The following is a 25343-nucleotide window of genomic DNA, read 5'->3' as shown; positions in this document are numbered from 1 at the left end:
CCAGCAAGCGAGTGGCGCTGGTGGCGCTTGCGCCATTGCTCAGATCGATTGCCGCGCCGAGACCTATCCAAGCCCAATTCCCCGGCTCGGCAGGATGTTCTTAAATACGGTTGAAGTCCAGCGGCGCTCTCTAGGAGAACTATATTATGCTGCACGGCAAACGCACTGGGAAAGCTATCGCCAGTCGCTAGCCTCTCGCGCTATAATTGGAGGAGTGCGCCACCGTATTGCGCCCAAAGACGTTCGCAGTCCCAAATCCTCAAGCTTGGCGTTCCTGGTTCCCCATACAAGACCATTGCACCGCGCATGTCGTATCCAAGCACTGACGCGTTGGCAACGAACTGGATGGCGCGTCCTAAGCTGATGGCGCCTATCCGAGCTTCGATTTTGCTGGTCAGATCGATCACTCCGAAGATTTCCGCGTCTGCGCCTCTGCCGGCCAAAACAGCCGTCGAGATCGCATCGTCCAAGGCAAGGAGCATCGCCGAATCCCCGTAACCAGCGCTATCTAACTTCGATGCGCTGAATTTGTTCCGCATGCCTGAAAAGAATCTGGAATTAACTGTCCATCTCTAGCGGCTTATGGTTCGGCTGCTCGTGCCAAGCTCAGAACCATTGTGAGCTTTTCCCTCGCCCGCGGCCCTGTGCCCGATTGCCAGAGAGATTTTGGCTATGCGCGTTGATAGTCCGGCCCGAACGTCCGTGAGAACAGGCCGGCGGCCACGGTCCGCCGTCGAAGCTCCTCGATATCCTGCGAGTAGTCGCCGGTATAGAGCTTAATGATCATCTGGTCGCGCGCCGCTCCGGTCAGATCGTAATGCAGATGGCCATATTTGAACGGGCTGGTATCCCGGCGCCTCCCCTGTGTGCGCCTGGTGACGCGCCTGAGTTCCGCTTCGAAGGGTTCGACGCCATGCAGCGTTACTTCGACGACCTTGCCGGTCTCGACGTCGGTTCCGATGGGAATTTCGACCACGGCTTTGTCGAGCGTGAGGCTGACGGCGCGCCCGGCGATGCCGCCGAACCGCGCCGGCTCGTCCGCACGGAGGCTCTCGGAGGCGGGATTCGTCTTCTCGAAACAAATCAGCGCCGCAATCGTGAGCACCACAAGGTTCACCAGTGCCCAATAGATTGCGACTGGCGAGAATTCCCCCGGAGGAATGCGCGCCCATTCCGGCATGATGTTGATCACAAGGCCGAGCGCAGTGGCCGCAATCAATATTGCCAGGCAGGCAAAGGTGTAGCCGTCGAATTTGTTGTCGACATTCGAGCTTCCCTTGGGCGTCACCCGAAACGGCCGCCCAAATGGCCGGATCAGGCTCGATATCACAGTCGGCAGCATCCGGAAGGTGGAGAAGGCGCCGACAGCGCTCGAAACCACCGGCAGATAGCGCGTCGGCGTGATCCAGTGCATCAGCAGGAAATAGGCAACGAGAACAGGCAGCTGGTGGCTGACCAGATCGGCTGCTTCCGTGAAAAAGAGCGGAGGATACCCCGTCCAGAAATACATGGCAGGGACGATGAGGATCGCCACGCGCACGAAATACTGCACGAGCCAGCTCACGGGCAGGAACATGATGCGCTGGAACAGGCTGAGACCCGGACCGCGAAGGGGTCCGTTGTGCACGAAAAGGGTCTGGATCCCGCCTTGGCACCAGCGTTGCCGCTGCACGAAATAACCCTTCAGGTTTTCCGCGGCGAGCCCGATTGAAAGCCGCTCGTTGAGGTAACGCGTCTTGTATCCCTTGTTCAGCATCGTCAGGGTCGTCAGCAGATCCTCGGTGATCGACTCCGTCGGAAAGCCACCGATTGCCTCCAGTGCCGCGCGACGCGTGATCGAGCACGAACCACAACAGAAGCTTATGTCCCAGGCATCCCTGCTGGCCGCCATCTCGTCGAAAAAAAGGCGCTGTTCGTCAGGCCAGGACCGCTCCAGTCCGAGATTGATCTGGACGGGATCCCTGTTGAAGAAATGCTGCGGCGTCTGCACGATGCCGATGCTGGGATCGGTAAAGAAAGGCAGTGTGCGTCGAAGAAAATTCCGGTGTGCCACGAAATCCGCGTCGAACACTGCAACGAACTCGCCATCGCTCACCGTAAGGCCGTTATTCATGTTGCCGGCCTTGGCGTGGGCATTATCCGGTCGGGTAACGTGGATTGCGCCCTTTTCTTCGCAGAACCGCCGAAGCCAATCCCGGCGCTGGTCATCTAGGACGTATACTTTCAGCTTTTCCCCAGGATAGTGGAGGCCGAGCGCACCAATGATGGTTCGCTCGAGCACGTCCAACGGTTCGTTGTAGGTCGGGATGAAGACGTCGACCGTCGGAAGCTCTTGCCGAGGCCGGCGGAAGAAATCGCCTGCGAGCGCATCCGCTTGGGCGCTGCGGTCGACATACCGGCTCATGATGATGAGGAAGAGCGTTATGTCGAAGAATGCGAGCAGTTCGATGCCATAGAGAAACCATACCCAGTAGAAATCGAGGCCATCACTGGGATAGGGCAGCACGGTATCGGTGAGACGCCACCACAGATATCGGACAGCGACCCCGAAAACGATTGCGCAGGTGACGGTGCGCGTCCAGGTCTGGTACCGCGACCAGCCCTCGACGAAAACGAGGAAGAAAGCCGCGACCAGAAAGGTCGGGGCGAGCATTACCAGATACTGAACCATAGCCTCGTCAGCCACTGGGCCATCGTGAAGCTGCGCGTGTGGAAACGGACCTGGACCGACCGCCCGACATGGCAGAAATTGCTGTAGTCGGTGTTGAGAGACGAGTTTGCGAGCGCCACCCTGATCCGGGCGTTGCGCCCTCTGCCGCTTGGAGGCATCGCCGCGAGTGTCGGCTCCTCTACCACCGCCGAATTGCCACGAACCGAAGTGACCTCACCATCAATGACATTATCAGTCCCGAGGATGCGGACGTCCGCGGCGCGGCGCGGATAGATCTGGTCGAAATCGACCTCGGGAACCAGGATATCCACGAAGAGGTCGCGGCAATCGAGCACGCGCAGCAGTTCGTTTCCGGCGACGACATTGGCTCCCGCAACGACGTTGTTACGCCAGATTACGCCGTCGAAGGGCATTGTCATGACCGCGCGTTCGAGGCTGTCGACCCGTCGCGCCTCCTCTGCCAGCTGTTTGGAAATCTCTCCCAGACGGGTGCGGCTTTCTGCGGCACGCGCATCGAGATCGGCGATCTGGATCGCCAACTCGTCTTGCCGCTGGTGCGAGTAAGGAACGTCGTTTTGCCCGTCCTCGAGAAAAACGCCTTGCCGCATCGCCTCCAGTTGCCGCTCCAGCCGTTTCAGGGTCAGGTTTTCCACTTCGACCTCTGCCGAGGCCGCGATCTCTGTTGCTTGCGCCTCGTCGACACTGCTCTGCGAAACGACACCTCTCACCATCAGCGTGGAATTGCGCTTGAGTTCCGCCGCACTCGCCGATCGCCGGGCAGCCAGCATCGTGATGCGTTGACGTGAAATCGCGATCTGCTGTTCGATGCTGTTGATCATCGCCTTGCTATAGGCATCGAAGCGTCGGCCCAATCTGGCACGCAGCGCCTCCAACTCGCTGCGCTGATTTTCGAGCGCCTGCACTCTGTTCCGCGTGGTCTCCAGTTCCGCGGCCAGCGATGTCTCGACGGCGCGATTCACCCGCTCATTCTGGATCGTCAGCAGTACTGCATTTTCCGGCAGGTGCGTGCCGGTTTTCGGCGGCGTCCGCAGCACGGTGCCCTCGATCGGGGCCGCTATCTCGGCGAAACGCGCATTGACGGTGCCATCGAGGCTGGTGTAGCCCGTGAGTCCAGGCAAGAGAGCAAGAAGTGCGGCAACCAGCAGCAGGACTCCCACTGCAACTCGGACAAAGCGTTTGTTCCAGAACATGGGCGCCCGCACAGCGATCTAACAGTCGTCATTGGTAACGATCCCATGCCCAGTCGCTACCTTAGCGCGCAACCGTTAACAATAACACATCGTTCAATGAGATCAGGGGCAGAGGGAGACTTGGCCCTACTTGGATACGTTCTTACGGACAGGGTGCTTGCGGACGGTCGGTGAACTATAGGCGAGCTTGCCGCGAAAAGGCGGCCGCTGCCGCCCCCCTCGTGTGGCGGTGGAACAGGAGACACCCACGCCCTTAGGTTCGACCCTGCGGCTTCACATGCGGCCGGCACTGCTCGCTATCGTGGGGCCTTCCTGCCAGCGGGTCTGCGTACTGAGCCGGGGTGAAGAGGTCGACTGACGGGCAACGCGGTTAGTTCATCAAAAGCACGAGGGCAGGATGCAGCTTCTTCAGATTTGGCAAAGATTTCGATTGCCAAGGAATGTCGGACGTTCCACGTACGACAAGTCGAACGTCGGGATGTTTGCGTACCTCGATCGTAAATTTGGCCAGCATGTTGATGCCGGAAGAGTTGAGAAAGTGAAGGTCCTTTAGATTGAGTGTAATGGAAGAGGGGTTCGAGGTAAGAACGCTGTTGGCCAAAGCCATGATCGGTGCACCGGCCTCCGAACTGGCAAGCCGCATCGCACCGTCGAAAAAAATATCGCTTCCTTCAATCCACACCCGGTAGTCGTCTGTCTTGATTTCCATAGGCTGGCTTCGTTTCATCTAGTTGCGAGTTTGCGAGATCGGAATGGAGGCGTATGTGTCCAGGCAAATCCGATCGCTTTCGTCGGCGGAGCTGAATATCCAGGCCAGGCGTGCGCCATAGTCGCTCATCAACGTCAACAATCCGAGCCCGGAGCCCGACGCGTCAGGGTTCGCGGCATTCGATTCAATTCGCTGTATCAGCAGGTCCGCCGGGTCGCCAACGGTAATGTCGGCCAGGAGGCTTTGAAATCCGGCCGCGTTTTCACCATCGATGTCGTTCGACACTTTGAGCTTGAAACACTCCGAACCCATCGACGCCTCGATCACGATCTCGCCCGGCGCGCGAAACTTGACGGCATTTTCGATCAGCTCGTTAACCAAATATCCGATGCTGTGCCGCACTTCCATATAGTCATTGCGAGACGACTGAAAGCGAAAGGCGAAGAGATCGGCGATGAAGTCCGAGGTCGTGGCACAATGACGCCAGCTCAAGTCGAGAGGTCCGTCGAACAGCCGCACGCGGCTGACGCTCTCCTTCATGCCGATTGCAATGTCAGGGGTACCGAAAAGGGTAGTCATTGCTAGGTGCGCCTTATGATCACGAGGGTGATGTCGTCGTGGATTTTCTGGATGCCGATATGGGCCATCAGATCCTCGATGATGCCGGTCTTGATTTCCTCCGCACTTGCGCCGTGCCGTTTTTGTGCGCTCTGGCTGAGGCGCTCGAAGCCGAACAGCTTTCTGTCCTTGTCTTCCGCCTCGGTCACCCCGTCGGTGTGCAGCACGATCACGTCGCCGCTCCCGAACCGGATGTCATGCGTGGCAATGAAGGGCGAGATGTCATTCTCCAGGCCAACCGGCAGGCCGAGATCGATCGTATCGATGCACTCAACCTCGCCATCGGCGCGGACGACCAGAACCTCCTCATGCTGGCCGGACAGCGTTACCCGCTCGTCCTCGAAGTCAAGAAAGGCCAGCGAGAGATGCTTGCCGGTATTCGTCCGCTCGATGTTCTTGTAGATCGCCCGGTTCAGCCGGTCCAGAAACCGGCGCGGATCCCCTTCGTTGGTCTCCTGCAGCGCGCGCGCGACCGATTGCACCATCAGCATCAGCACGCCGCTCTCGAGACCGTGACCGGTCACGTCGCCGATGCCGATCTTGACCCGCGACCCGTTCTGCAGGACGTCGTAATAGTCGCCGCCGACCTCGTCTGCCGGGCGCATGTAGGCCGCGATCTCCAGCCCCGGAATGGCTTCGAGTTCGAATGGTTTCGGCAGGACCATCATCTGGATATGCTTGGCGACCGCGAGCTCGGCGCCGAGGCGGACGTTCTCGTCGCGCAGCTTTTCGTTGAGCTCGGAAATCTCCTGGTTTGCGTCGCCGAGTTCCCTGGTTCGTTCGTCGACGAGTTGCTCGAGGTTTTCGGTGTGAAAGCTGATCTGCTCGGCCATGCGGTTGAAAGCGGTGCCGACCGCTCCAACCTCGTCGCGCGTCGGAATGCTGACGCGGACCGAATAGTCCTTAGATTGGAGCCGCTGGGCGGCGCTGGCAAGCGCCCTGAGTCCCCTGGTGATCCGCTTCGAAATTCCGAGCACTGCCGCAAAGACGATCAAAAGCGAAACGACGATCGCGGCGATCTGAAAGAGCAGGATACGATTGGTCGCGCGAGAAATACTATCCTGCGCGGCGAACAGGGACGCATAGATTTCCCGCTCGGGAACGACGATGCCGACTGACATCGTTTCGGACTTGATCGGCCCCGAACTCCACAAATTGGTCGGCTTCAATCTCTTGAGGACAACAATGTAGGGAACGCGCTCGCCCTGGTTGTCGAGCATGATGTGCTGAACGACGCCGTCATTGTTCTGGTCGAGAGGAAGCGACGCGATGGCCGGCTGCGCGCTTCCGCGCAGGGACCGCTCGAGGCCGGTGACGCCCTGCGCGCCGGTATCGCTCGACGACCTCAGGCCGATGATCGCCTGGCCCGCCGGATTGATCGCAACCACGTTGCCGGTCGACATGGTAAGGAAGCCGAACCCGGTTTCGGCGATCTTGACACGTTCGACGACTTCCGCGAGCTGGTCGAGCGTGATGTCCGCCCCCGCCGTGCCCGCGATACCGGTACGATCGCGCGTCCACAGCGGGTGGAAAAAGCTGACGATCAGCTTTCCCGTGATCGCATCGGTGTAAGGCGCTGTCTGCGTAATCTCGTCAGGGACCGGACGCGAGGCCGGATCCCTGGCCCATTCCTGCCACGACGCATAGATGCCCGGAAAGAAGAACTCCCAGAATTCCGCCTTGTTGTGGCCTGGATAGAGCCGGTCGAAGGTCTGCGCCTGGTCGGTGTAGGGCACCGTCCTGAAGATCGGCCGCTCTTTCGGACCGATATAGTACATCTGCAGCTTGGACGATCCGCTGGCCATGAGGGTCGGCGCGACGAGATCGATTACAGTGCTGTCTTCTATTTCCTGCTGAACGCTCGGCAGCGGGGCATGGTCCGCGCCCAAGAGATAGCCCCAGACGCTAACCACGGAAAGCGCGCCCGGCAGATTCTGGGCCCAATCGCCCTTCGCGTCGTAGACGACCTTCACGGAGGCCGGCGCCTGCTGTGCAAGCGTCGCTCCGACCTGTTGCTGCCGCGCTGGATCATCAATCTGAGCCTGCAGCACCCCGGCCAGCGCCTTGACGTCGCCATGAACCCGATCGAGCAGCAGGTCGACGCTCGACGCCGTCGATTGGGCATAGGAACGAATGTATTCCTGGTTCGCGGTCGTCAGACCTTCACCGACTTCCGACGTGGCGTCGCGCGACAGCTTCTGCACGTTCCAAAGCGCCAGGCCTCCGCTCAGCAAGAGGTCGAACAATACGGCGCCCCCCACGACCAAGACGAATTTCGCTCGAAAGGAGCGCAGGCCGAAGCGCGGTGTGCGCTCATCGTCGGTTTTCATTGCGGCCGTCTTCCCGAGGCGACCCAGATCGGCCAACCCGCATAACCCTTGGGGTGAAGCGCCGCGAAAATGTGGTCCTGGAAACCCTGCCGGAAGCGTGCGACGAACTCCGGCCCGTCGCCGCGGCTGGAAGCCATCTCGCCGGCATAGACATCCGCCCAGGCTGCTATGACGTCGGCGAAGTCCTGCGGATCGCCGTCCAGGTTGGTGACCATGAAGGTCTCGACACGGATATCCTCGAATCCGGCTTCGACCAGATATCGCCTGCTCTTCGGTCCGAGCTCCACGTCCATCTCGAAATGCGCGAACAGCTTCGCCACCTCGTCGTAGGTCCACCGAATGCTTTCAGCGCGGGGCTCGCCGAGGCAATGCGAATTCTTCTCGTTGGTGATGTAGACGCGCCCGCCCGGCTTGCAGATGCGGTAGAGCTCCTTAAGGATGAGTTCAGGTCGATTGAAGATCTGAAGGGAATGTCGGCAGGTGACGATGTCGAACTGCTCTTCGTCGAGCAGCATCTCGGACGCATCGCCATAGGTATATTCGATACCGCGGATATCGAAGTCTCGCATCACTCGTCGGGCATATGCGAGGCTTGACATGGAGTGGTCTAGGGCGACAATCCGCGATGGCTGGAACTCCTTTTGCACGAGCACGGCGAAATCACCGATCCCGCAACAGATGTCGGCCATAACGATCCCGGGCCTCATGCCATGTCGCGGCAAGATTGCGCGCTCGTGGCGCCAGGTCATCTTTGTCTGCGTGCGCAGGATTGGAACGAACCCGCCTTCCTCCAGGAAGCCCTGCCCCGGATAGAATGCGCTGTCATACTCCTCGACGGTGATGTTCGGTTCTATTCCGCTCAAGCGACCGAATTTTCGTGACGTCCATCCAACGACGCTTGACGTGATGATGACGAATTTAAGATCGGGTCGAGCGCGGCAGGCGTCGATGATGATCCTCGAAAAGGCGTGAAACGCCGCGTTGTTCATCTGCGTCAGGCGTCTGACATTGACGTAGAGCACACCACGCACACGGTCGATCGCATCGCGGAGCAACGCTATGCTGGGCCCAAGCTCATCGATCGCCTGTGGCCTGACGACCCCCGATATGGCGAACTCCTGATTGTTCGCGTCGTAGCGAGCCTTGAAACGCGGGAGAAAGTCGTAGGAGTTCAATTTTGTGGACCCTCAAGCGGAAGATCCGCGACAAGCTTGATCGCGTCACCGTCGGCTTCCTCGACCCTGAGCGTCGCGCCGTAGTCGACGGCCAGTTCCAGGAGCACAACCTCCCGGCTGGGCGCGATATCCCCGGACACCGAATTAATGTATCGCTCCCTGGCCTCGGACCCTGTGACTTGCGCTACGGCCTCCTCGTAGAATTGGCGTTCCTCGGGCACGCAAGGAATTGTCAGCTCAATCCTATCCGTCGCGCCATGGCGAGACACCCTGCATGCCAGTTCGCCCTCGGCTTGGCGCGTACGAAAGGCGACTTCCAGCAATTCGTTGAAGGCGGAGGAAAACAGATTTGAATGCCGGACCGAATCCGACCTGTTTTGACTGATCATGCGGGCCATGTAGGTCGACACATAGTCGCAGTGCCTCCAAGCTGAGACAAAAGCTTTCATTTCCATGTCGATCTGGATCATGGGCTCAAAATTCGGCTCGCCAGTCAGATGAACAGATCCCATCGGCATCCTCACTTGTTCCATAAGAATTTGTACCCTGGGGCGATGACATCCGAGGGCGCAAGGCACTAGCCAGCCCCGTTTGTTTGCTCCATCGCTCGTCCCACTCTCGTCGGGACCCGTTTGATGAAATCGCCGATTGCCTCGATTCCCATCGGCCGTCCCAGGAAATTGCCCTGCAGGCAATCGCAGTTTTCCTTGATCAGCCACCGTGCCTGCGCGGACGTCTCGACGCCCTCGGCGGTGACGCTTATTCCCAGCCCGTGCGCCAGATTTATTATCGATCGCACGATCGTTTGGCTTTTGAGATCGGACTCCAGGTCCACGATGAAGTACTGATCTATTTTCAAGGTGTCGAAGGGAAAATTCTTAAGGTAACTCAGCGACGAATAGTAAGTTCCAAAGTCATCGAGAGAAATGCGTATCCCTAAGACGTTAAGCGTATTTAAAGTATCGATATTGTCGATCGTCTTCTCAAGCAGGATCTTCTCTGTTATTTCAAGTTCAAGTCGGTCGGCCCGGATTCCAACTGTGTCGACGATCTGAGCGACGGTGTCTGTCAGCGAGCCGCTAAGGAACTGCGCCGGCGACAGGTTGACTGCGACGGTCATCGAGGAAGGCCACGTCAACGCCTGACGACAGGCCTCCTCGAGCACCCACCGTCCAATTTCGTCCATCAGGCCGTCGGCTTCGGCGATCGGTATGAACACGCCCGGTGGAATGACCCCGATCTCGGGGTGCCGCCACCGCAGCAACGCCTCGAAACCGATCACTGACGAGGGTGGCCTAATGAAGGGCTGATACTCCAGATAAAGCTCCCCGCGCTCCAGCGCCATTCGAAGGCTGCGCCTAAGATTCTCGCGTTGCTCAAGCAAGAGCAGCATCGCACGGTTGAACGTCCTGGCGCAGCCGCGCCCATCTGTCTTGGCTGCGTAAAGCGCAATGTCGGCGGCTTTCATCAGCTGCTCGCCATCGGTCCCGTGCTCCGGCGCGAACGCAATTCCGATACTGGAGCCAACGAACACGGGAATGTCGTTGATGACGAACGGCTGCTTGAATGCATCGACGAGCGATCCGGCGAGGCGCTCAGCTTCCCTGGGCTGCTCCTTTCCCAATTGAATGACGGCGAACTCATCGCCCGCATAGCGGTACGCGGATTCGCCCTCCTGCAGTGCATCGCGGATTCGACCTGCCGCGAGTTGAAGGAGCGTGTCGCCCGCGCCGTGGCCGAGTGTGTCATTGACCGCTTTGAAATCGTCAAGATCGATTTGCAGCAGCGCCGCTTTCGGCTTTTCTCCACCAGTGGCCGCCAGTGCCTGCTGCAGCCGCTCGCCAAACCGTCGCCGATTCTGCAGGCCGGTCAGCACGTCGTGCGTCGCCTGATGGAGCAGAGTTACACGCTCCTGCTCCTCCACTGCGCTCCGCCCCACGCGCTCCCTCGATTCGATGATGCCCACACCATTTGAGGTACCGAAGACGAAAACAGACAGAGGCGCATCGCCCGTTGACCGCGGCAATTCGATTCGTGCCGCGGAGCCACCCTGGAAGACTCGAAGAAATTCGCCGCGGCACCTGGAATCGAGGAAGCCCGGATAGACCTGCCAAATGGCAGCACCCGGCGTCACCGCACCGCCATACAGGTCTTTGAGCCCGGTTGCATAGTGCGTCAGGCGGAAGTCGCGATCATAGAACGACACGAGATCCGCGGTGTTCGACAAGAGGTCGGCGAGAAGCGCTTCAGGGGTATCTGGAACGTCAGGGCTGGACCCCTTACTCTCCTTGCCGACACCGGATGCCTTTGGATGCAAGTGCGACCTCCATAGGCGGTGCCAATATGCGTTCCCCCTTAGTTTAGAAATAGCATAACCGCCAAACTTGGCAAACTTTCAACTTGCTTTCTTAACAAGGGCCGTTTGCAGGGTAGTCGCAATGCGTGACCCCCTATCAACACGATCAACATTAATTAAAAATTACTAAATTAGTAATTTACAGAAATTGGCGCAGGCGTCGGCCGCGATTCGAACTATTGCGACCCACGGGGCCGAGCGGCGTTCGCTGCCCACGCGGGACCACCAGCTTCGCAATTCGAAATCGGCTTTATCGAATATTTGACTTCAGCCGTGTTTTAGACGGTCCGCTTCGGTACCGGCTATTGGCGCGTTTCGAAATGACGCCATCTAGCCCTGTCTCACCAGTGCGTCGCCCTCAAAATGCTCACTGCATTGGATCTTGCCGGCGCCAGGCTCAACCAATTGACGCAGCGCTTGCTTGCGCTGCAGCAAGGGCCAGGGAGCAAGATTGCAACCGTCGAGATGGAGGATGTCGAACGCGACGAATACCAGCCGGCTCAGCTCGTTCCAGATCGCAACTTCCAGCACAGGGGGAATCGGGCGTACCCTGCTCGCCTGACACAATCACCTCGCCGTCGAGAATGGCGGCCCGGCATGGCAGTTCCTTCAACGAGAGGAACTCGCCATGGACACCCTGTCGACCGACGCACCGACCCCGCCTCTTCGCCAGCGCATTCAGCAAGACATGCTCATGCGGGGCCCAGGCTCCCATACCCAGCAGGACTACGTTCGTCACGTCCGGCGCTTCGCAGCCTCCTCCGACGCTCTTCCGATACTGCGACGCCCGAGGACATCCGCCGCTTCCAGTTGTATCAGCATGAGAACGGCGTCGGGTCTGCGACCATCAACGGCGCGGTCTCGGCGTTGCGGTTCCTGTTCCCGGTGACGCTGAAGCGGCGGGATCTGGCCCGTGTGCCGGTGATCATGCGCCATCCACGCAAGCTGCCGGAGGTGCGGCGCGGCTGCTCGAAGCAGCACCTGGCGTCAAGTACAAGGCCGCGCTCGGTGTCGCCTATGGCGCGGGCCTGCGCGTGTCGGAGGTCGCGCACCTCAAGGTCGATGATATCGAGGGCACACGCATGCTGATCCGCGTCGAACAGGGCAAAGGACGCAAGGATCGCAACGCCATGCTCTCGCCGCAACCCTTGGAGCTGCTGTGGCTGTGGTGGCGCGAAGGCAGGCGTCGCGGGGTGATGCTGATGGCTGGCTGTTCCCGGGGCGCAGTTGCACCGATCCGATCTCGTCGCGGCAACTCCATCGCGCGGTTGGATCGACATCGGTAGCCCCTTCGTCGTTAGGGATGCGTTTCATGTATATTAGCAGGAGCGTATGTTCATTCGTTAGCCGGTGCCCCTTAGCCAACTACCCCTGCTAAGCCCTCCCGGTTAGGCCCGGTGGCCAGCATGCAACACAAAGGCTGCCGGGCCGCTCCCGTATTGCGGCTAGCTAGCCGCCCATTCATCCCGCCAACTACCCCCGTCTCCAAGCGAAGTTCTACTGACCACCGGAAGCCGATCGTGTGCGCATGCCCTCCCGTGGCATGGCTCAGCTGCGCTATCCCGCATTTCTGGCAGCGCATCTTTTGTCTGCGTTGCCGATCACCTCCGCAAGTCGAGCGGCTTTGGTAGCGAGTGGATATTGCACCGCGCGAAGCGAATACCCACTATTTGCTTGGCGTCACGGGCATGCTCAGGTCCGGGGCCTCGCGGTTGTCCTTCGCTGATGAGGCATTCTCGATCTGGCCATCAAGGAAACCACACATCCCATACCGTTCCAGAAACGATCGCAAAGGCCGGCCGGGCCACGCGTCACTTAATGCGGGGCACAATCCCCAAAAGTTCGCCTAGGTAGAGCGGCAACTGAGGTGACGCGCGCAACTTTGCACAGCTGGTTTTCCAACGCTGCAGATAATCACCGGCTGGAATTCCGCTGCGGCCAGGCCAGCGGTTGAGCGCGCCAAGCGCCTCAATGCAATCGGGAACTTGTTCGTATTTTGCGAGAATGGTCAGGCACATTGCTTGCGCGAACGGATTGAGACCCGGAATTTCGATCTCGCTTCTATGGTCGGCGAACCACGTCGCAGCATCTCGGGTAAGTCCTTGGCTCTCGGCGAGCGCGGTATAGCGTTTGATGATGTTCTCGCGATATTCGGCAATGGCATCGCCGAAAGCGTTATCACCGGCGAAGGGCGGGTTCTGTTTCCAGTCTTTCGCCAGGCGTCCCAGGCCTCGCAGTGAGAAGGCCTCCACCATGGCTTCCTCCAACCATTGGCAGGGAGGTGCCGGCTTGGCATCGGCCTGCCAGCTGTTGGCAAGCACATGGCCGAGTTCATGGCCGAACTGGTAGGCAAGCTTCGACCAGTCCCGTTCGCCGATGTCGACAATGATCCACGCCATGCTGCTAGCGTCAGGATGCAGCCAGATCGCCGGCTGCCCGGAGCTGTGCTCGTCGACGCGAAGTCGCACAGGCTGGCGATCGGAAAGGAGGCGCATGCCATCCAGACTGGCGTGCCGCATGCGCTCGACGACCTGTTCAGCCGCGCGCGGAAGCATGTGACCCCAATCGCCCGCGAGCTCGATTGGCGCGGTGAGGAGGGTGGCGGGAGCAGCGAGAGGTGACACCGCATCGTTTGTGCCCGCGCTCCCCGACCGGGTCAATGCTACTGAGAACCCGCTGCCGACCGCTGTGCCTGCAAACAGTGTAACGAAATCTCTTCGCCGCACTTGGATTCCTGGGTCCCGAGCTCCCGATCTTGGATTGCCATTTCGATCCGCACGCCAACGTCGCGAACGAAGATATCGATTGCGGCATGAACATGACGTATCATTCCCCAGCGGCATCGGATGTCGGGCAAGAAAGCGCCGCTGAGGGTTGAAGGGGGAGTTTACGTGATCAACCTTGCAATGAACAAGCCCGCGTTACAGAGTTCAACCTCGGAGTGGTCGTCCAGCCCCCTGCCTGAGGAAGACGCCAGAGGTGCGAACAACGGCAACATTTCTGGCGAGATGGGGTTTCACACCGATAGGGAGCAGAATCCGTGGTGGCAGGTCGACCTAGGAGAGGAATTCCTTATCCGCCGGATTGTCATCTACAATCGGCAGCATGAAGCGCAGAGGCTGAGGCATTTCAGCATATTGAGGTCACTGGACGGCCATCGCTGGGTGACTTTTTACAGGAAAATCGACGGCACGGTGTTCGGCGACAGTGATCTCCGCCCATATGTCGCCGAAATCCGTGGTGATCAACCGGCCCGATTCGTAAGGGTGCAACTTGAAGGTTGGGGATGGCTGCATTTTAACGAATGCCAAGTTTTTGGTGCTCCTTTCGACCCGGACATTCGTGAGCGAATAGCGGATGACGAGGCCCGCGCGGAGCGTGAGCGGTGGATTATCCCCGATGGTCGAGAAGGACACATTTCGACCATTGACGGGTTTAACGTGTTCGTCGACACCGGCAACTATGCGGCGCCCATCGTAGCTTCCCTCGATAACGGTTCCTATGAGCGTCGCGAGCGGCAGCTAACCGCCGAACTGGTTCGCCCCTCAGACCGCGTTATTGAGGCGGGAACCGCCATCGGGATCGTGTCAATGACGGCTGCGCTGATCGTCGACCCCGAAAACGTCCTAACCTTCGACGCCAATCCCGACATCGTCGAGGACGCTCGGCAAAACTTCAGCCGGAATAGCCTTTCCCAGATCACTTCGCGACACGGGGTGTTGAAAAATCGGCGAAAGGCGGCCGGAGTTGGTGAGACAGTAGATTTCTATATCGATAAAGCTTTCTGGTCTTCTAGACTTGATGCCTCTCCTGACTCTCCAGGAATTATCAAAACAGTGCGAATCCCCGTCTACTGTCTTGAAGATGAAATAAGAGCCCATGCGGCAAATGTTTTGATCTGTGACATTGAAGGCGGAGAGATCGAGCTCCTGGAGCAGGCGGATTTGTCGGGCATCCAATTGATTATCTTAGAGACACATTGCAGAGAATCGGGAGAGGCCGCAACGGACGCCATGATACGAAAGCTTATCCTGGAAGGATACTCGATCCATCTCGGTCTCTCCGGTGACTACATCGTGGTGCTGCGCCGTTGATCGACATGTTGGGCTGTAGACTGCCCTTATTCCTTTATTACTGCCGAGGGTTCCTCAGTTAAGTAATTGAAATATTCTTTCATGATCTTCGGCTTGTCTGCATCTCTGGCCCACAGGAAATGGGCAAATCCAAGCCTCTCTTGAGGCAATGGCGTGGATGACCCAGAAAAGCTACAGGCGTTCCCGAAGATATCGTATTCTCCAAGTTTTGTTTTCACCAGAACGTAATTTAAGAAAGGTTGATCTCCGAACCATTCCGCAACCGCGGCGTGAGCGGGAGCCTTGTACAACTCGGCGACTAGCAGCGATGTTAAAGAAAACACCGAATGATCACTAAACCCCATAATGCCCCCGTTGACCAACGGAAGAAAGGCTTCGGAGCATGATGGGTCCGACCGTAATATTTCAAGGCCCCACCAGTTGCCGATACGACGCTGATCGGGAAGCTGCGCAATCTTCTGCTGCGCTAACTCGGGATATGTCTCCACTTCTGTGGTTACGCAAACTTGCCGCCGAGAACAGATCGCGTGAAGACGTTGATTGATATCTCGATTCACAACGATATCGCTGTCTATATGAAGTATGGGAGAGAAATCATGCAGACCTAAAGCTTCAACGTTATACCTTTGCATCCAATTTCCGTGATTGATCGAGGTGTGAAGGACCCTCTCTTTTGCCGAATTAGGGACATATTCCAGAACCTGGTCCAGGGTGCGATCGGAGGCTATTTTGATGCTGCCGCGGTAATTTCCGTATTTTTCGAGAGAGAGCAGGAATATCCTGAGGCAATCGTAGTAAAGCTCAGAACCATATACCGAAGTATAAATCACTGGCCTAAATACAGGAACTTCTACGAGGCGGCCAAGTTCGTCGACAATATATTCGACCATCTCAGCGATCTCGCGCGACACTTGTCGTAATTGAGTTATTGTTTGCTGCCGTCGCCACTCGTTCGCTCCTGCACCCGCCCACCCAGGAAGAAATCGAGGTTGCTCTGGAGCCGCTGATTTGCCGGGTCGAGCTCGAGCGCCTTTTGTCCCCACACCACCGCACGATCCATTGCGTTCAAATGCCACGATGCGATCGCGGCGAGGTCATATAGCCGAAAGCCCCAGCAATTCGCGTCGTCCAAGTAGCTTCCAGTACGATGTGTATTTTCGATGCCGTTTGTGCAAGCCCAAAACAGGTTCAGCCAATCGGCCTTGCCGTGGAACTCCTCGGCCAGGTCGAGCCAAATCTCTCGGCGGTGCGGCGCTTCCATTCGCGCCTTGTCCAGCCAAGCCAATCTCTGCTCTGGCCGCATGCGTGCGATGCAACGCATCGCCTCTGATCGTTCCTCGCCCCACGTACTTGTCGGCAAGGCGAGATAACGCTCGAGCAGCTCGACGGCCCGATCCTGCTGATTGGCCCACATCAGATCTCGTCCGAGCCAGAAGCAGATCTGCGCGTCGTCGGGATCCTCCTTGTGCGCGACTTCCATCAGCGGCAGGTAATTGCTCCGCGTCGGCTTGGAGTGGTCCTGCACTTCAAACATCTTTATGTCGGCGCAACTGGTGGTGACTTCCCTTTCTCCAGTGAAAACCAGGGCCTCATGGACCGGGCGCGCGAAGCGATATCCCCAGCGGTGATGAAAATTTTTCGTCGGCCAACTTCGCAGCGGCGTCGGGTCGTCGACACTCGGTCTGTATATCGTCTGGCAATAGAGCGCCGTGGTCTCCGAAGTCCAGGCTGCCTCGAGCTTCTGTCGCCAGCCGGGCTCGAGAAACCGGTCCATGTCCATCGTACAGCATACGTCGACGTCATCGGGGAGTAGCGCCATGGCAGCATTACGCGCGTCGTCGAAGCGCCACGGGCGGATTGCAATCTTGTGCACCGTAACGGCCCTCGCGGTGAGCCGTGCTGGGGTGTCATCGGTGCTACCCGTATCGACCACCATCCGGTAGTCGGCGTCGACGGCCGAATCCGCCCAGCGCTCAACATTTGCCGCTTCGTCCAGGGCGATGGTATAGACCGCGACTTTCAATGACACTCCGCCTCCTCAACAAGTGAAGCGAGATGATGCCTCGCCGCCGCATCCGCTCGGCCGCGTTTGCGTATCGCGACCAGGCCGCCCAGCAGCATTGCGCGATCCAACTCATAGTGACTGTCGAAGAACAGGATTTCGGCGAACTGATCAGCAAGCTCGCCGATTCCGAACTGATCCAACGAGCGCGAATGCCCATTATCCTTGATCTCGCGCAAAAGCGTTTTCGTCAGCGTGATCTGGGCGGAGTTCTCGCCCGGCGGCTGCCAGTCGAGATCCTCGATGAAATACCACCCACCGTCGGCGAGCAGTGGGAAGAACTCGCGCAGCGTAAGCTGCTCGTCGTGAGACGCATGGCTGCCGTCATCGATGATTACGTCGAGAGAGCCCGCCTCTAGGTTCGCCGCGACGCCCCGCAGATCGTCCGGCCTGGATTGATCGCAGACGAACGATTTGAACCTTTCGTTGTTGAATTGCGAAAAGTCCGTCAGGTCGACGCCGATCACCTGGCAGAACGGAAAATAGCTTTGCCATAACGCGACGGATGGGGTCTCGGTCTGGTTGCCTTCAGCCAGACCGCGGCACAGGCCGATTTCCATGAGCTGCCGCATGGACAAACGCCGGGGCGAAAGCAGGCGATCGTAGATCCTCGCATAGCAATGATGATTGCCCGCATGCCGGTTCTTGTCGGTATTGAAGCGGTCGGCGAGGTTCGTGAAGGTCGGAAAGTATTCGAGTGGGTTCACCAGCTGCGCGATCAAGGGCGCACTTTCGTCGCCTGGCTTGACGTCATTGCGCGCCGTCCACAGGTGGATGCCGAACACGCGGTCATCATTCAGATAATCAGCCAATTCCGAAATCGGCTTGTCGAACAGTTCGGTCTCTGTCCAATCAATCGCGTTGAAGAACATCGGGCTGAATACCGCGTCGCGCAGGTCGGCGCCGTCCTCGGACGCGATGTAGTCGGAAAGCAATTTCGGGCCAATGTCACCAAATTCCTTGCCCCGCGCATCATGAAAACGCTGGATTGAAATTTCGTACAGTGCTCTTAGATGGCGACTGTAGGGCTTGGCATAGATGACGTTGCCGCACACTAAGTGACCCTTGTGCGATCCGCGCCATTGCAGATTGAAAAAGTGATCGCCATGAAAGGCGAACGGGCGCAACAGGACAATGTCCGAATCCATCCATAGCCCGCCATGCTCATAAAGAACGGCATAGCGAAAGATATCGCTGAAGTACCTGATCTCGGAGCCGGCGACGATCCGCTCGAAAAGGGCGCGCGGCATCACGTCGTCCGCCGACCGGATTTCGATTCCATGGATCGCCAGGAACTCAAGCTTGTGCGGCGAGTAGCTCCACACCCGGACCGGATGGCCTGCCGAGCGCATCGATGAGGTTGCAGCAATCAGGGTACGATGTTCGGTCTTTTCGGACATCACCTCGTAAAAGCAGTTGATCTGCGGAAGGGCCGTGTCGTCGCCGACGAAGCGAGCAATCCGCTCGTCGAAACGACGCGATCGTTCCCGTCGTTGCAGAGCATGGTCGACGTCGTGCAGAAAAGGCGCGAGCTTGTGAAAGATCTCCTCGCTCGATTTCGCGCTTCCGGAGCAGATGGAATTGCCACCCATCGACGATTTGCCTCTGTCCACCCGATCGCCGGACAGTTCAGTCCTCGTTTCCGAAGCCGGAACTTCGTACGGTGGAAAATCGCGTTGGGGGTTCGAGGAAGGTGAAGCTGGCATCAAGCCTGGATCGGCCATGACCGGCGACGGGCGATCCACATCCTTTAATGTCCGTCCCACTTCCGTTCCGTCGATGATTGCGATCCACGGCTGGGTGTCGTCCACGCTGTAGGAGATCAGCAGGCGCTTCTCATCCGGATGCCAAGCCAGCCCGGCCGCGAGTTCGATCCCTGTTCTGTCAAAGAAAAAGGGCCGGCTGACCTTCGCCAGGTGGCCTGCTCCGTCGAACCAGACGAAGCGGTGTTGGCGGTATTGCCGAGCGTCGTTCGGCTTTGCCCGCGTCTCGTAGACAAGCGCCAGCCACCCGCCTTCAAATGCAATTGCCTGCGTGCCCCCTCTGAACTGATCGGTCGCGACGGCGGGTGCCGTCTGCGAGATCGTTCGGCCTTCACCGTCGAAGAGGCCGATGGGATCGCTCGCGGCAATGAACTGCAGCTGCTCCTGCTCGATGTCGATGCCGGCGGACTTGACCAGAGGCATCCAGTTATCGGCTTGGACCTTTGCGCCCGTTGGGCGCAGCACACGCCAGTCGGTCATATGGTGCGGCCCAGGCCCACTCTGGTCGATACATGCAATGACCGGTTCGGGGCGGTCATCTGCCTCGGTGCGGGCGCAAGCAACAGCCCACAATCGGTCCTGCCATGCTATCAGGCGAACGCCTTCACATCCGAGACCCAGGTCGTAGGCAGGTTGGGGCAAATCGGCCGAGCGTAAGATCTCCCTTGACGACTCGACCTCGAGTTCGTTGCTCAATCGGAGCAGGAAATTGCGTGCGTGGTTCGGTGTCCCCTTCGGCGTGTCGTATTGGGCGCGGGGTTCGGCTACTGAACTCTGCAAGAGCACGATCTCGTCACCCCACCTCGTTACCGATGGAGTCGACATCCGATAGCCGTCCGGAGCCGTGAAGCCGACCGGGCGCGCGCTGAAGGAGGGCATCTCCTCCTTGGCGGGCCGGAGGTAAAAGAACAGGTTGGACCGAGCCAGGTCTCGCGGGCCGTCGGCGATCATGCGGTCCAGCGCCAGCCAGTTGCACGCAGCGAAGCCGCGATCCTTGCGGACGGGATCGCTAGCGTAGTTCGCCGCGATCGCGTGCTCTTCCCACAGGCCGGTTGTGTAGACGAAGTCCTCGAGAAACAGGATGTCTTGCTCCGGCCGCTTGATCGCCAACCCCGCTTCGGAAAACAGCACGCTGGCGTCGTTCATTCCCTTCTCGCGGTAGAACCGCGCTAGGTCGTAAAGCGGCTCGGCGCGTTTGGGGCGCTGATCGAAGGCGGCCAGCGACTGGCGGATGAAACCGGCATCATCGCCGAGCTTGCGCAGGCAGCGCGCCTCCTGCAGGCGGGCGTTCCACGCTTCTTCGTCCCAGCCGCCCATCGCGGCGCGCTTGGCATAGGCTACAGCGGCTTCCGGCGTGCGGCCGGCGTCCCGATAGGATTGCGCCAGGTAGAACCAGTATCGGTGGTTCTCCGGATCCTTCTCCAGAGCTTCCAGCAGGAGCCTGATATCGCGCTCGAACTTGTCGACCCGGTTGGAACCCGTGGCGTGATCCTTGTACCAGACACCCCGCAGCTCCTCCACGCCACCGGGAACGTCGATATATTCGTGGGTCACGCCGTGGTAGCGTGCGCCAGCTTCGCGCCTGACCAAACGCGTGTTCCAATAAGCGAGATCGGAACCTGATCGCTGCAGCATGCGATACCCAGGAGCATCGAGCCATTGGCGGAAGCCCGCATCTTCGACCATCAGCTCCATGTCCGCATCGTCGAACAGCAGGTAGTCGTAGTTGAGCGCCGAGGCGTAGGCGCGGTCGAGGGCTTCGTTGCGCGCCTGCTCAAAGTTGTGAAACGGGAACTCGTGCAATTCGCCCGGCAGGTTTCTGTCCGCGAAAAACGATCTGATGAAATCCTGGCTCCCGTCATTCGAGCCGGTATCACCTATGACCCAGCAGTCGATATAGTCGGCAACCGCTACAAGACAGCGCTGCAGGTTCGCGATCTCGTTCTTGACAATCATGTTAAGGCAGAGGCGCTTGCCGTTCGTCATCTGAGAATTGCCGGCTCAGTTTGAGTTCCGTTTGATCCTGACGACGACCAAGGCGGCTGACTGCCTAGACACCAACGGCCCGATCGCCCGCTTCTTCACGCAGTGATTTCGTTCAGCATAACCTCCATATCCGAACATCGGATCATTCGTTCTATCGCCCTAATCGTTTGGCGAAACTGCGCTTGACCCTACTCCTTATGGCTTACAGTACCTAATCCTACTCCTTATGGCTATCGCGAGCCAACTTTCGTGCAGCTAGTAGTGCTGGGAGCCGAAAGCCAAGCCTTTGAGGTCTCGAAGTTTTTTTTCAAGCTAAGAGACCTTGAGCAACTGTCGCATGCCTGCCCGCCGTTTCCGAATTCCAGATTTTCATAGTTTACAAATTCCTAATTTTCTAATTTACTAATATTTGGCAGAGGGGGCCGCAAGTCTCGTGGTCATTGCGCCATGAAATTTTCAGACATGTGGGTGAAGAGGGAGTCTGGGGTAATAGAGCCAGTTCGCGTATGAGGAAAGAGCACGCTCGTTTTGCGTGCTTGTTGTAGGCCGCGTTCAACCTGTCATCGGCGGAAGACAGACGGCTTCCCATTCCAGAATCTCCTCGCGAGTGATTGCCGAGCGATCGGTGTCACCTGACGGGAGTGCGTTGTGGTGCTAGCGTCGTTGCGAGCGAGCTGGAGAGGGTTCGATGCGGCCCCCCATTGCAATGCTGTTCCTCGCTTCAGCAGCCCCCCAGCTCAGGTTCAGCCAAGTTGCGATCTCGACGCCCTAGCCGGCGGCCGCGAACTGACGGCCACCACGTCCGACGCTTTCGACCATGACCCACAGCAGGACCGACGCAGCATCGGTCCTTTCGTCTGCCTCGGCAATTCCGCAAAACCTGAGTGCCCGTCCAACCAAGCCCGAAACCTGCGGCCAAAGGTCGAAGCAAAGGCGCTTGGCCCCGCCGTGTTGGCCAGGGGCTTGGCTGCGTCGGCGCTAGCCGGCTGGCGCGTTGAAGCGTCGGAGCGCGCACCATCGGCGCAATCCGCCTGGATTGGCTATCGCACGCTATTTGAGCGAGGGCGGCTTCTACCCTCATCCGACCGCGGGCGTTCGGTGATCTTCGGAAATCAGGAAAGCAAAAACAGGAACACGGCGGTGCTTTAGCCGCTGATCGAGGAGAATAAGATGAGCTACACAGCAGGCTTTGCGGCGATGGAGGTCACTGTTCGCGGCGTTCTGCCAATCGGCGACACGACCGAAAATGTGACCTATTTCATTCTGGATACGCTCAAGAGCGCGATCGTCGGTCAGGTCATGCTCCCCAAGGCGGTCAAACGAAGCCTTGCTGTCTCCCTCACCGTCAAAGTCCCAAGCAGCGCCGGCTCATTGGCGATCGGCACGTTTGATGATGGCGGGAAATTCGAGGTGGCCAGCTTCCTGCGGGTAGAGGTTCCCGCTGTTCAAAATCCCGGCGGCGCCGTCGGGACATCCGGAAGGTGATTCCGTCCAATCCAATTGCCCGTAGCCCTCGCCTGCCAAGCCGGTGGGCGGCTTCCCGCTGAAATGAATTCAAAGCCAACAGGAGCCAGTCATGGCCCGCGCCTCTGAAATTCTTTTTGTGGATCCTTCAGTTTCCGACATCCAGACCGTTCTCGGCAATTTGAGGCCGCAAGTCCGGGCTGTTATGCTCGATGGCTCCCGGCCCGCAGCGCAGCAGATCGCCGCCGCGCTCTCGGGGCACGAAGGGCTCGACGCCGTACACGTGATGGCGCATGGCGCGCCGGGCAGAGTTCAATTCGCTGCCGGAGAGTGGTCAACCGAGACCGTGGACGAGGCGGCCGATGATTTCGCTGCGATCGGCAAGGCGCTTGCCCCAGACGGCGAGTTGCGGCTTTGGAGCTGCAAAACGGCGTGGGGAAATGCCGGTGAGAGGTTCGTAGCGACGCTGGGCGATGCAATGGGCGTGGAGGTGCGCGCGTCGCGATCACTTGTCGGCGCGGCGAGCTTAGGCGGCGCCTGGCGATTGTTCGAACGCGAACATTCGTTGGCGTCTCTTCCGCCGCTGACTGCACACGGAGTAGCAAGTTACGCTGGGATTCTTACGTCTGGTGATATTACTCTTACTGGAACTACCGATACTGGCAGCAGTAAAAATATTAACACATACTATCTTATTGATACAAATGGCACTGTATCTACTGCTGACGATACAGTTGTTGGTAGCTTCGTTCTTAACTCGGCGGCCAACTCCGTAGCTCATAACTTTGCTATAACTATAACAGTCCCTGATATTACTCATACATACCTTATCTACGACTCCGGCTTCCACTTATATGGTACGCTTACTCCTATCGCCGACATTGACCTGGTCACTCCGGGCAACCAACCGGGTTATCATTTCGACACCACGCCTATTAATAGCCCCGGCGGCTCGGGCAATGATGGCAATCATTTTACTGGGGGCGATGTAAGCATCGCCGCTGCCGGCACCCCCGGCCCAACTGGACCCACGGGCGCCACAGGTGCGACTGGTGCAACCGGCGCGACTGGAGCAACCGGGGCGACGGGCGCTACAGGTGCGACCGGTGCAACGGGTGATACCGGCGCAACGGGCGCGACCGGCTCAACTGGAGCCACAGGTGCGACCGGAGCGACGGGCGCCACAGGTGCTACCGGCGCAACGGGTGATACGGGTGCAACCGGGTCGACCGGCGCGACCGGAGCAACGGGTTCAACTGGAGCTACGGGTGCAACAGGGGCGACGGGCGCCACAGGTGCGACCGGCGCAACGGGTGATACCGGCGCAACGGGCGCAACCGGCGCAACTGGAGCCACAGGTGCGACTGGCTCAACAGGAGCCACGGGCTCGACGGGTGACACTGGCTCGACCGGTGCGACGGGTTCAACCGGTGCCACTGGTTCAACTGGAGCTACGGGTGCAACCGGGGCGACGGGCGCCACAGGTGCGACCGGCGCAACGGGTGATACCGGCGCAACGGGCGCAACCGGCTCAACTGGGGCCACAGGTGCGACCGGAGCGACGGGTTCAACCGGTGCCACTGGTTCAACTGGAGCTACGGGTGCAACCGGGGCGACGGGCGCCACAGGTGCGACCGGCGCAACGGGTGATACCGGCGCAACGGGCGCAACCGGCTCAACTGGGGCCACAGGTGCGACCGGAGCGACGGGCGCGACAGGTGCTACCGGCTCAACCGGAGCCACAGGCGATACCGGTTCAACCGGAGCGACTGGTTCAACAGGAGCTACCGGCGCGACCGGTGCGACTGGAGCGACGGGTTCGACCGGAGCGACAGGCTCGACCGGAGCAACCGGTTCGACTGGAGCCACAGGTGCGACCGGAGCGACCGGAGCTACGGGCGCAACGGGTGACACTGGCTCGACCGGTGCGACGGGTTCAACCGGTGCCACTGGTTCAACTGGAGCTACGGGTGCAACCGGGGCGACGGGCGCCACAGGTGCGACCGGCGCAACGGGTGATACCGGCGCAACGGGCGCAACCGGCTCAACTGGGGCCACAGGTGCGACCGGAGCGACGGGCGCGACAGGTGCTACCGGCTCAACCGGAGCCACAGGCGATACCGGTTCAACCGGAGCGACTGGCTCAACAGGAGCTACCGGCGCGACCGGTGCGACTGGAGCGACGGGTTCGACCGGAGCGACAGGCTCGACCGGAGCAACCGGTTCGACTGGAGCCACAGGTGCGACCGGAGCGACCGGAGCTACGGGCGCAACGGGTGACACTGGCTCGACCGGTGCGACGGGTTCAACCGGTGCCACTGGTTCAACTGGAGCTACGGGTGCAACCGGGGCGACGGGCGCCACAGGTGCGACCGGCGCAACGGGTGATACCGGCGCAACGGGCGCAACCGGCTCAACTGGGGCCACAGGTGCGACCGGAGCGACGGGCGCGACAGGTGCTACCGGCTCAACCGGAGCCACAGGTGCGACCGGAGCGACCGGAGCTACGGGCGCAACGGGTGACACTGGCTCGACCGGTGCGACGGGTTCAACCGGTGCCACTGGTTCAACTGGAGCTACGGGTGCAACCGGGGCGACGGGCGCCACAGGTGCGACCGGCGCAACGGGTGATACCGGCGCAACGGGCGCAACCGGCTCAACTGGGGCCACAGGTGCGACCGGAGCGACGGGCGCGACAGGTGCTACCGGCTCAACCGGAGCCACAGGCGATACCGGTTCAACCGGAGCGACTGGCTCAACAGGAGCTACCGGCGCGACCGGTGCGACTGGAGCCACAGGTGCGACCGGAGCGACCGGAGCTACGGGCGCAACGGGTGACACTGGCTCGACCGGTGCGACGGGTTCAACCGGTGCCACTGGTTCAACTGGAGCTACGGGTGCAAC

General features: G+C 59.5%; 17 protein-coding genes and 1 pseudogene. 4 read left to right on the top strand and 14 right to left on the bottom strand.

The window, feature by feature from the left end:
- Positions 1–200: 200 nt before the first annotated feature.
- The 10 genes from EJ071_RS14560 to EJ071_RS39435 all read right to left on the bottom strand — a co-directional run bounded on the left by EJ071_RS14560 (position 201) and on the right by EJ071_RS39435 (position 11601).
- Entirely contained in the window at positions 201–482 is a 282-nt protein-coding gene (locus EJ071_RS14560) for a hypothetical protein (protein ID WP_126098477.1), read from the bottom strand.
- Positions 483–670: 188 nt separating this feature from the next.
- A complete protein-coding gene (locus EJ071_RS14555; RefSeq protein WP_126102586.1) occupies positions 671–2671 on the bottom strand; it encodes a glycosyltransferase in 2001 nt (666 codons plus the stop codon).
- A complete protein-coding gene (locus EJ071_RS14550; protein WP_126098476.1) occupies positions 2653–3882 on the bottom strand; it encodes an HlyD family efflux transporter periplasmic adaptor subunit in 1230 nt (409 codons plus the stop codon). Before EJ071_RS14550 ends, EJ071_RS14555 begins: the two co-directional genes overlap by 19 nt.
- Before the next feature lie 370 nt (positions 3883–4252).
- Entirely contained in the window at positions 4253–4591 is a 339-nt protein-coding gene (locus EJ071_RS14545; RefSeq protein WP_126098475.1) for a hypothetical protein, read from the bottom strand.
- A gap of 18 nt (positions 4592–4609) precedes the next feature.
- A complete protein-coding gene (locus tag EJ071_RS14540) occupies positions 4610–5170 on the bottom strand; it encodes an ATP-binding protein (RefSeq protein WP_189521473.1) in 561 nt (186 codons plus the stop codon).
- 2 nt (positions 5171–5172) lie between these two features.
- Positions 5173–7539 carry a SpoIIE family protein phosphatase gene (locus tag EJ071_RS14535; RefSeq protein WP_126098474.1) on the bottom strand — a complete coding sequence of 789 codons (2367 nt, stop codon included), beginning with the start codon at positions 7537–7539 and terminating at the stop codon, positions 5173–5175.
- Complete coding sequence (locus tag EJ071_RS14530) at positions 7536–8714, bottom strand: class I SAM-dependent methyltransferase (protein ID WP_126098473.1); 1179 nt, start codon at positions 8712–8714, stop codon at positions 7536–7538. The genes EJ071_RS14535 and EJ071_RS14530 overlap by 4 nt, the downstream gene beginning before the upstream one ends.
- Positions 8711–9226, bottom strand: coding sequence for a ubiquinone biosynthesis methyltransferase UbiE (locus EJ071_RS14525; RefSeq protein WP_189521543.1), 516 nt, complete (start codon positions 9224–9226; stop codon positions 8711–8713). The genes EJ071_RS14530 and EJ071_RS14525 overlap by 4 nt, the downstream gene beginning before the upstream one ends.
- A 65-nt stretch (positions 9227–9291) precedes the next feature.
- On the bottom strand, positions 9292–10941 hold the full coding sequence (locus EJ071_RS14520) for an EAL domain-containing protein (RefSeq protein WP_245460330.1): 1650 nt from the start codon (positions 10939–10941) through the stop codon (positions 9292–9294).
- Between the two features lie 459 nt (positions 10942–11400).
- The gene (locus EJ071_RS39435) at positions 11401–11601 is read right to left on the bottom strand and encodes a hypothetical protein (protein WP_245460240.1); all 201 of its coding nucleotides are present in this window, start codon (positions 11599–11601) and stop codon (positions 11401–11403) included.
- Positions 11602–12035: 434 nt separating this feature from the next.
- On the opposite strand from EJ071_RS39435, the gene EJ071_RS39430 reads away from it, so the two are divergent.
- Positions 12036–12356 carry a tyrosine-type recombinase/integrase gene (locus tag EJ071_RS39430; protein WP_245460329.1) on the top strand — a complete coding sequence of 107 codons (321 nt, stop codon included), beginning with the start codon at positions 12036–12038 and terminating at the stop codon, positions 12354–12356.
- Positions 12357–12881: 525 nt separating this feature from the next.
- On the opposite strand, the gene EJ071_RS14505 is transcribed toward EJ071_RS39430, so the two are convergent.
- Positions 12882–13625 (bottom strand): hypothetical protein, encoded by a 744-nt coding sequence (locus EJ071_RS14505; RefSeq protein WP_245460239.1) that lies wholly within the window; start codon positions 13623–13625, stop codon positions 12882–12884.
- Between the two features lie 291 nt (positions 13626–13916).
- On the opposite strand from EJ071_RS14505, the gene EJ071_RS14500 reads away from it, so the two are divergent.
- On the top strand, positions 13917–15164 hold the full coding sequence (locus EJ071_RS14500; protein ID WP_126098469.1) for an FkbM family methyltransferase: 1248 nt from the start codon (positions 13917–13919) through the stop codon (positions 15162–15164).
- A gap of 26 nt (positions 15165–15190) precedes the next feature.
- On the opposite strand, the gene EJ071_RS14495 is transcribed toward EJ071_RS14500, so the two are convergent.
- From EJ071_RS14495 to EJ071_RS14485, 3 genes are read right to left on the bottom strand one after another with little or no spacing between them, the layout of a single operon-like run.
- Positions 15191–16054, bottom strand: coding sequence for a hypothetical protein (locus EJ071_RS14495; RefSeq protein WP_189521472.1), 864 nt, complete (start codon positions 16052–16054; stop codon positions 15191–15193).
- Between the two features lie 35 nt (positions 16055–16089).
- A complete protein-coding gene (locus EJ071_RS14490) occupies positions 16090–17193 on the bottom strand; it encodes a glycosyltransferase (protein ID WP_126098467.1) in 1104 nt (367 codons plus the stop codon).
- Positions 17184–20975 carry a glycosyltransferase gene (locus EJ071_RS14485; protein WP_126098466.1) on the bottom strand — a complete coding sequence of 1264 codons (3792 nt, stop codon included), beginning with the start codon at positions 20973–20975 and terminating at the stop codon, positions 17184–17186. The genes EJ071_RS14490 and EJ071_RS14485 overlap by 10 nt, the downstream gene beginning before the upstream one ends.
- A 1170-nt stretch (positions 20976–22145) precedes the next feature.
- Between EJ071_RS14485 and EJ071_RS14480 the strand changes: the two genes are divergently transcribed.
- On the top strand, positions 22146–22460 hold the full coding sequence (locus EJ071_RS14480) for a hypothetical protein (protein ID WP_126098465.1): 315 nt from the start codon (positions 22146–22148) through the stop codon (positions 22458–22460).
- Positions 22461–22551: 91 nt separating this feature from the next.
- A pseudogene (locus tag EJ071_RS39425) lies at positions 22552–23001 on the top strand (DUF4347 domain-containing protein); the annotation flags it as partial.
- Between the last annotated feature and the right edge of the window lie 2342 nt (positions 23002–25343).

Source organism: Mesorhizobium sp. M1B.F.Ca.ET.045.04.1.1 (assembly GCF_003952465.1).
GTDB lineage: Bacteria > Pseudomonadota > Alphaproteobacteria > Rhizobiales > Rhizobiaceae > Mesorhizobium > Mesorhizobium shonense.
Note: the sequence above shows the minus strand (reverse complement) of the source record. Positions and strands in the feature narration are given on the sequence as shown.

Coding starts and splice junctions, on each gene's coding strand:
- EJ071_RS14535 (WP_126098474.1), bottom strand. CDS start 7,539: ATGAAAACCGACGATGAGCGCACACCGCGCTTCGGCCTGCGCTCCTTT.
- EJ071_RS14550 (WP_126098476.1), bottom strand. CDS start 3,882: ATGTTCTGGAACAAACGCTTTGTCCGAGTTGCAGTGGGAGTCCTGCTG.
- EJ071_RS14525 (WP_189521543.1), bottom strand. CDS start 9,226: ATGGGATCTGTTCATCTGACTGGCGAGCCGAATTTTGAGCCCATGATC.
- EJ071_RS14485 (WP_126098466.1), bottom strand. CDS start 20,975: ATGACGAACGGCAAGCGCCTCTGCCTTAACATGATTGTCAAGAACGAG.
- EJ071_RS14560 (WP_126098477.1), bottom strand. CDS start 482: ATGCTCCTTGCCTTGGACGATGCGATCTCGACGGCTGTTTTGGCCGGC.
- EJ071_RS14555 (WP_126102586.1), bottom strand. CDS start 2,671: ATGGTTCAGTATCTGGTAATGCTCGCCCCGACCTTTCTGGTCGCGGCT.
- EJ071_RS14505 (WP_245460239.1), bottom strand. CDS start 13,625: ATGCTTCCGCGCGCGGCTGAACAGGTCGTCGAGCGCATGCGGCACGCC.
- EJ071_RS14540 (WP_189521473.1), bottom strand. CDS start 5,170: ATGACTACCCTTTTCGGTACCCCTGACATTGCAATCGGCATGAAGGAG.
- EJ071_RS14495 (WP_189521472.1), bottom strand. CDS start 16,054: ATGGTCGAATATATTGTCGACGAACTTGGCCGCCTCGTAGAAGTTCCT.
- EJ071_RS14500 (WP_126098469.1), top strand. CDS start 13,917: ATGTCGGGCAAGAAAGCGCCGCTGAGGGTTGAAGGGGGAGTTTACGTG.
- EJ071_RS14480 (WP_126098465.1), top strand. CDS start 22,146: ATGAGCTACACAGCAGGCTTTGCGGCGATGGAGGTCACTGTTCGCGGC.
- EJ071_RS14545 (WP_126098475.1), bottom strand. CDS start 4,591: ATGGAAATCAAGACAGACGACTACCGGGTGTGGATTGAAGGAAGCGAT.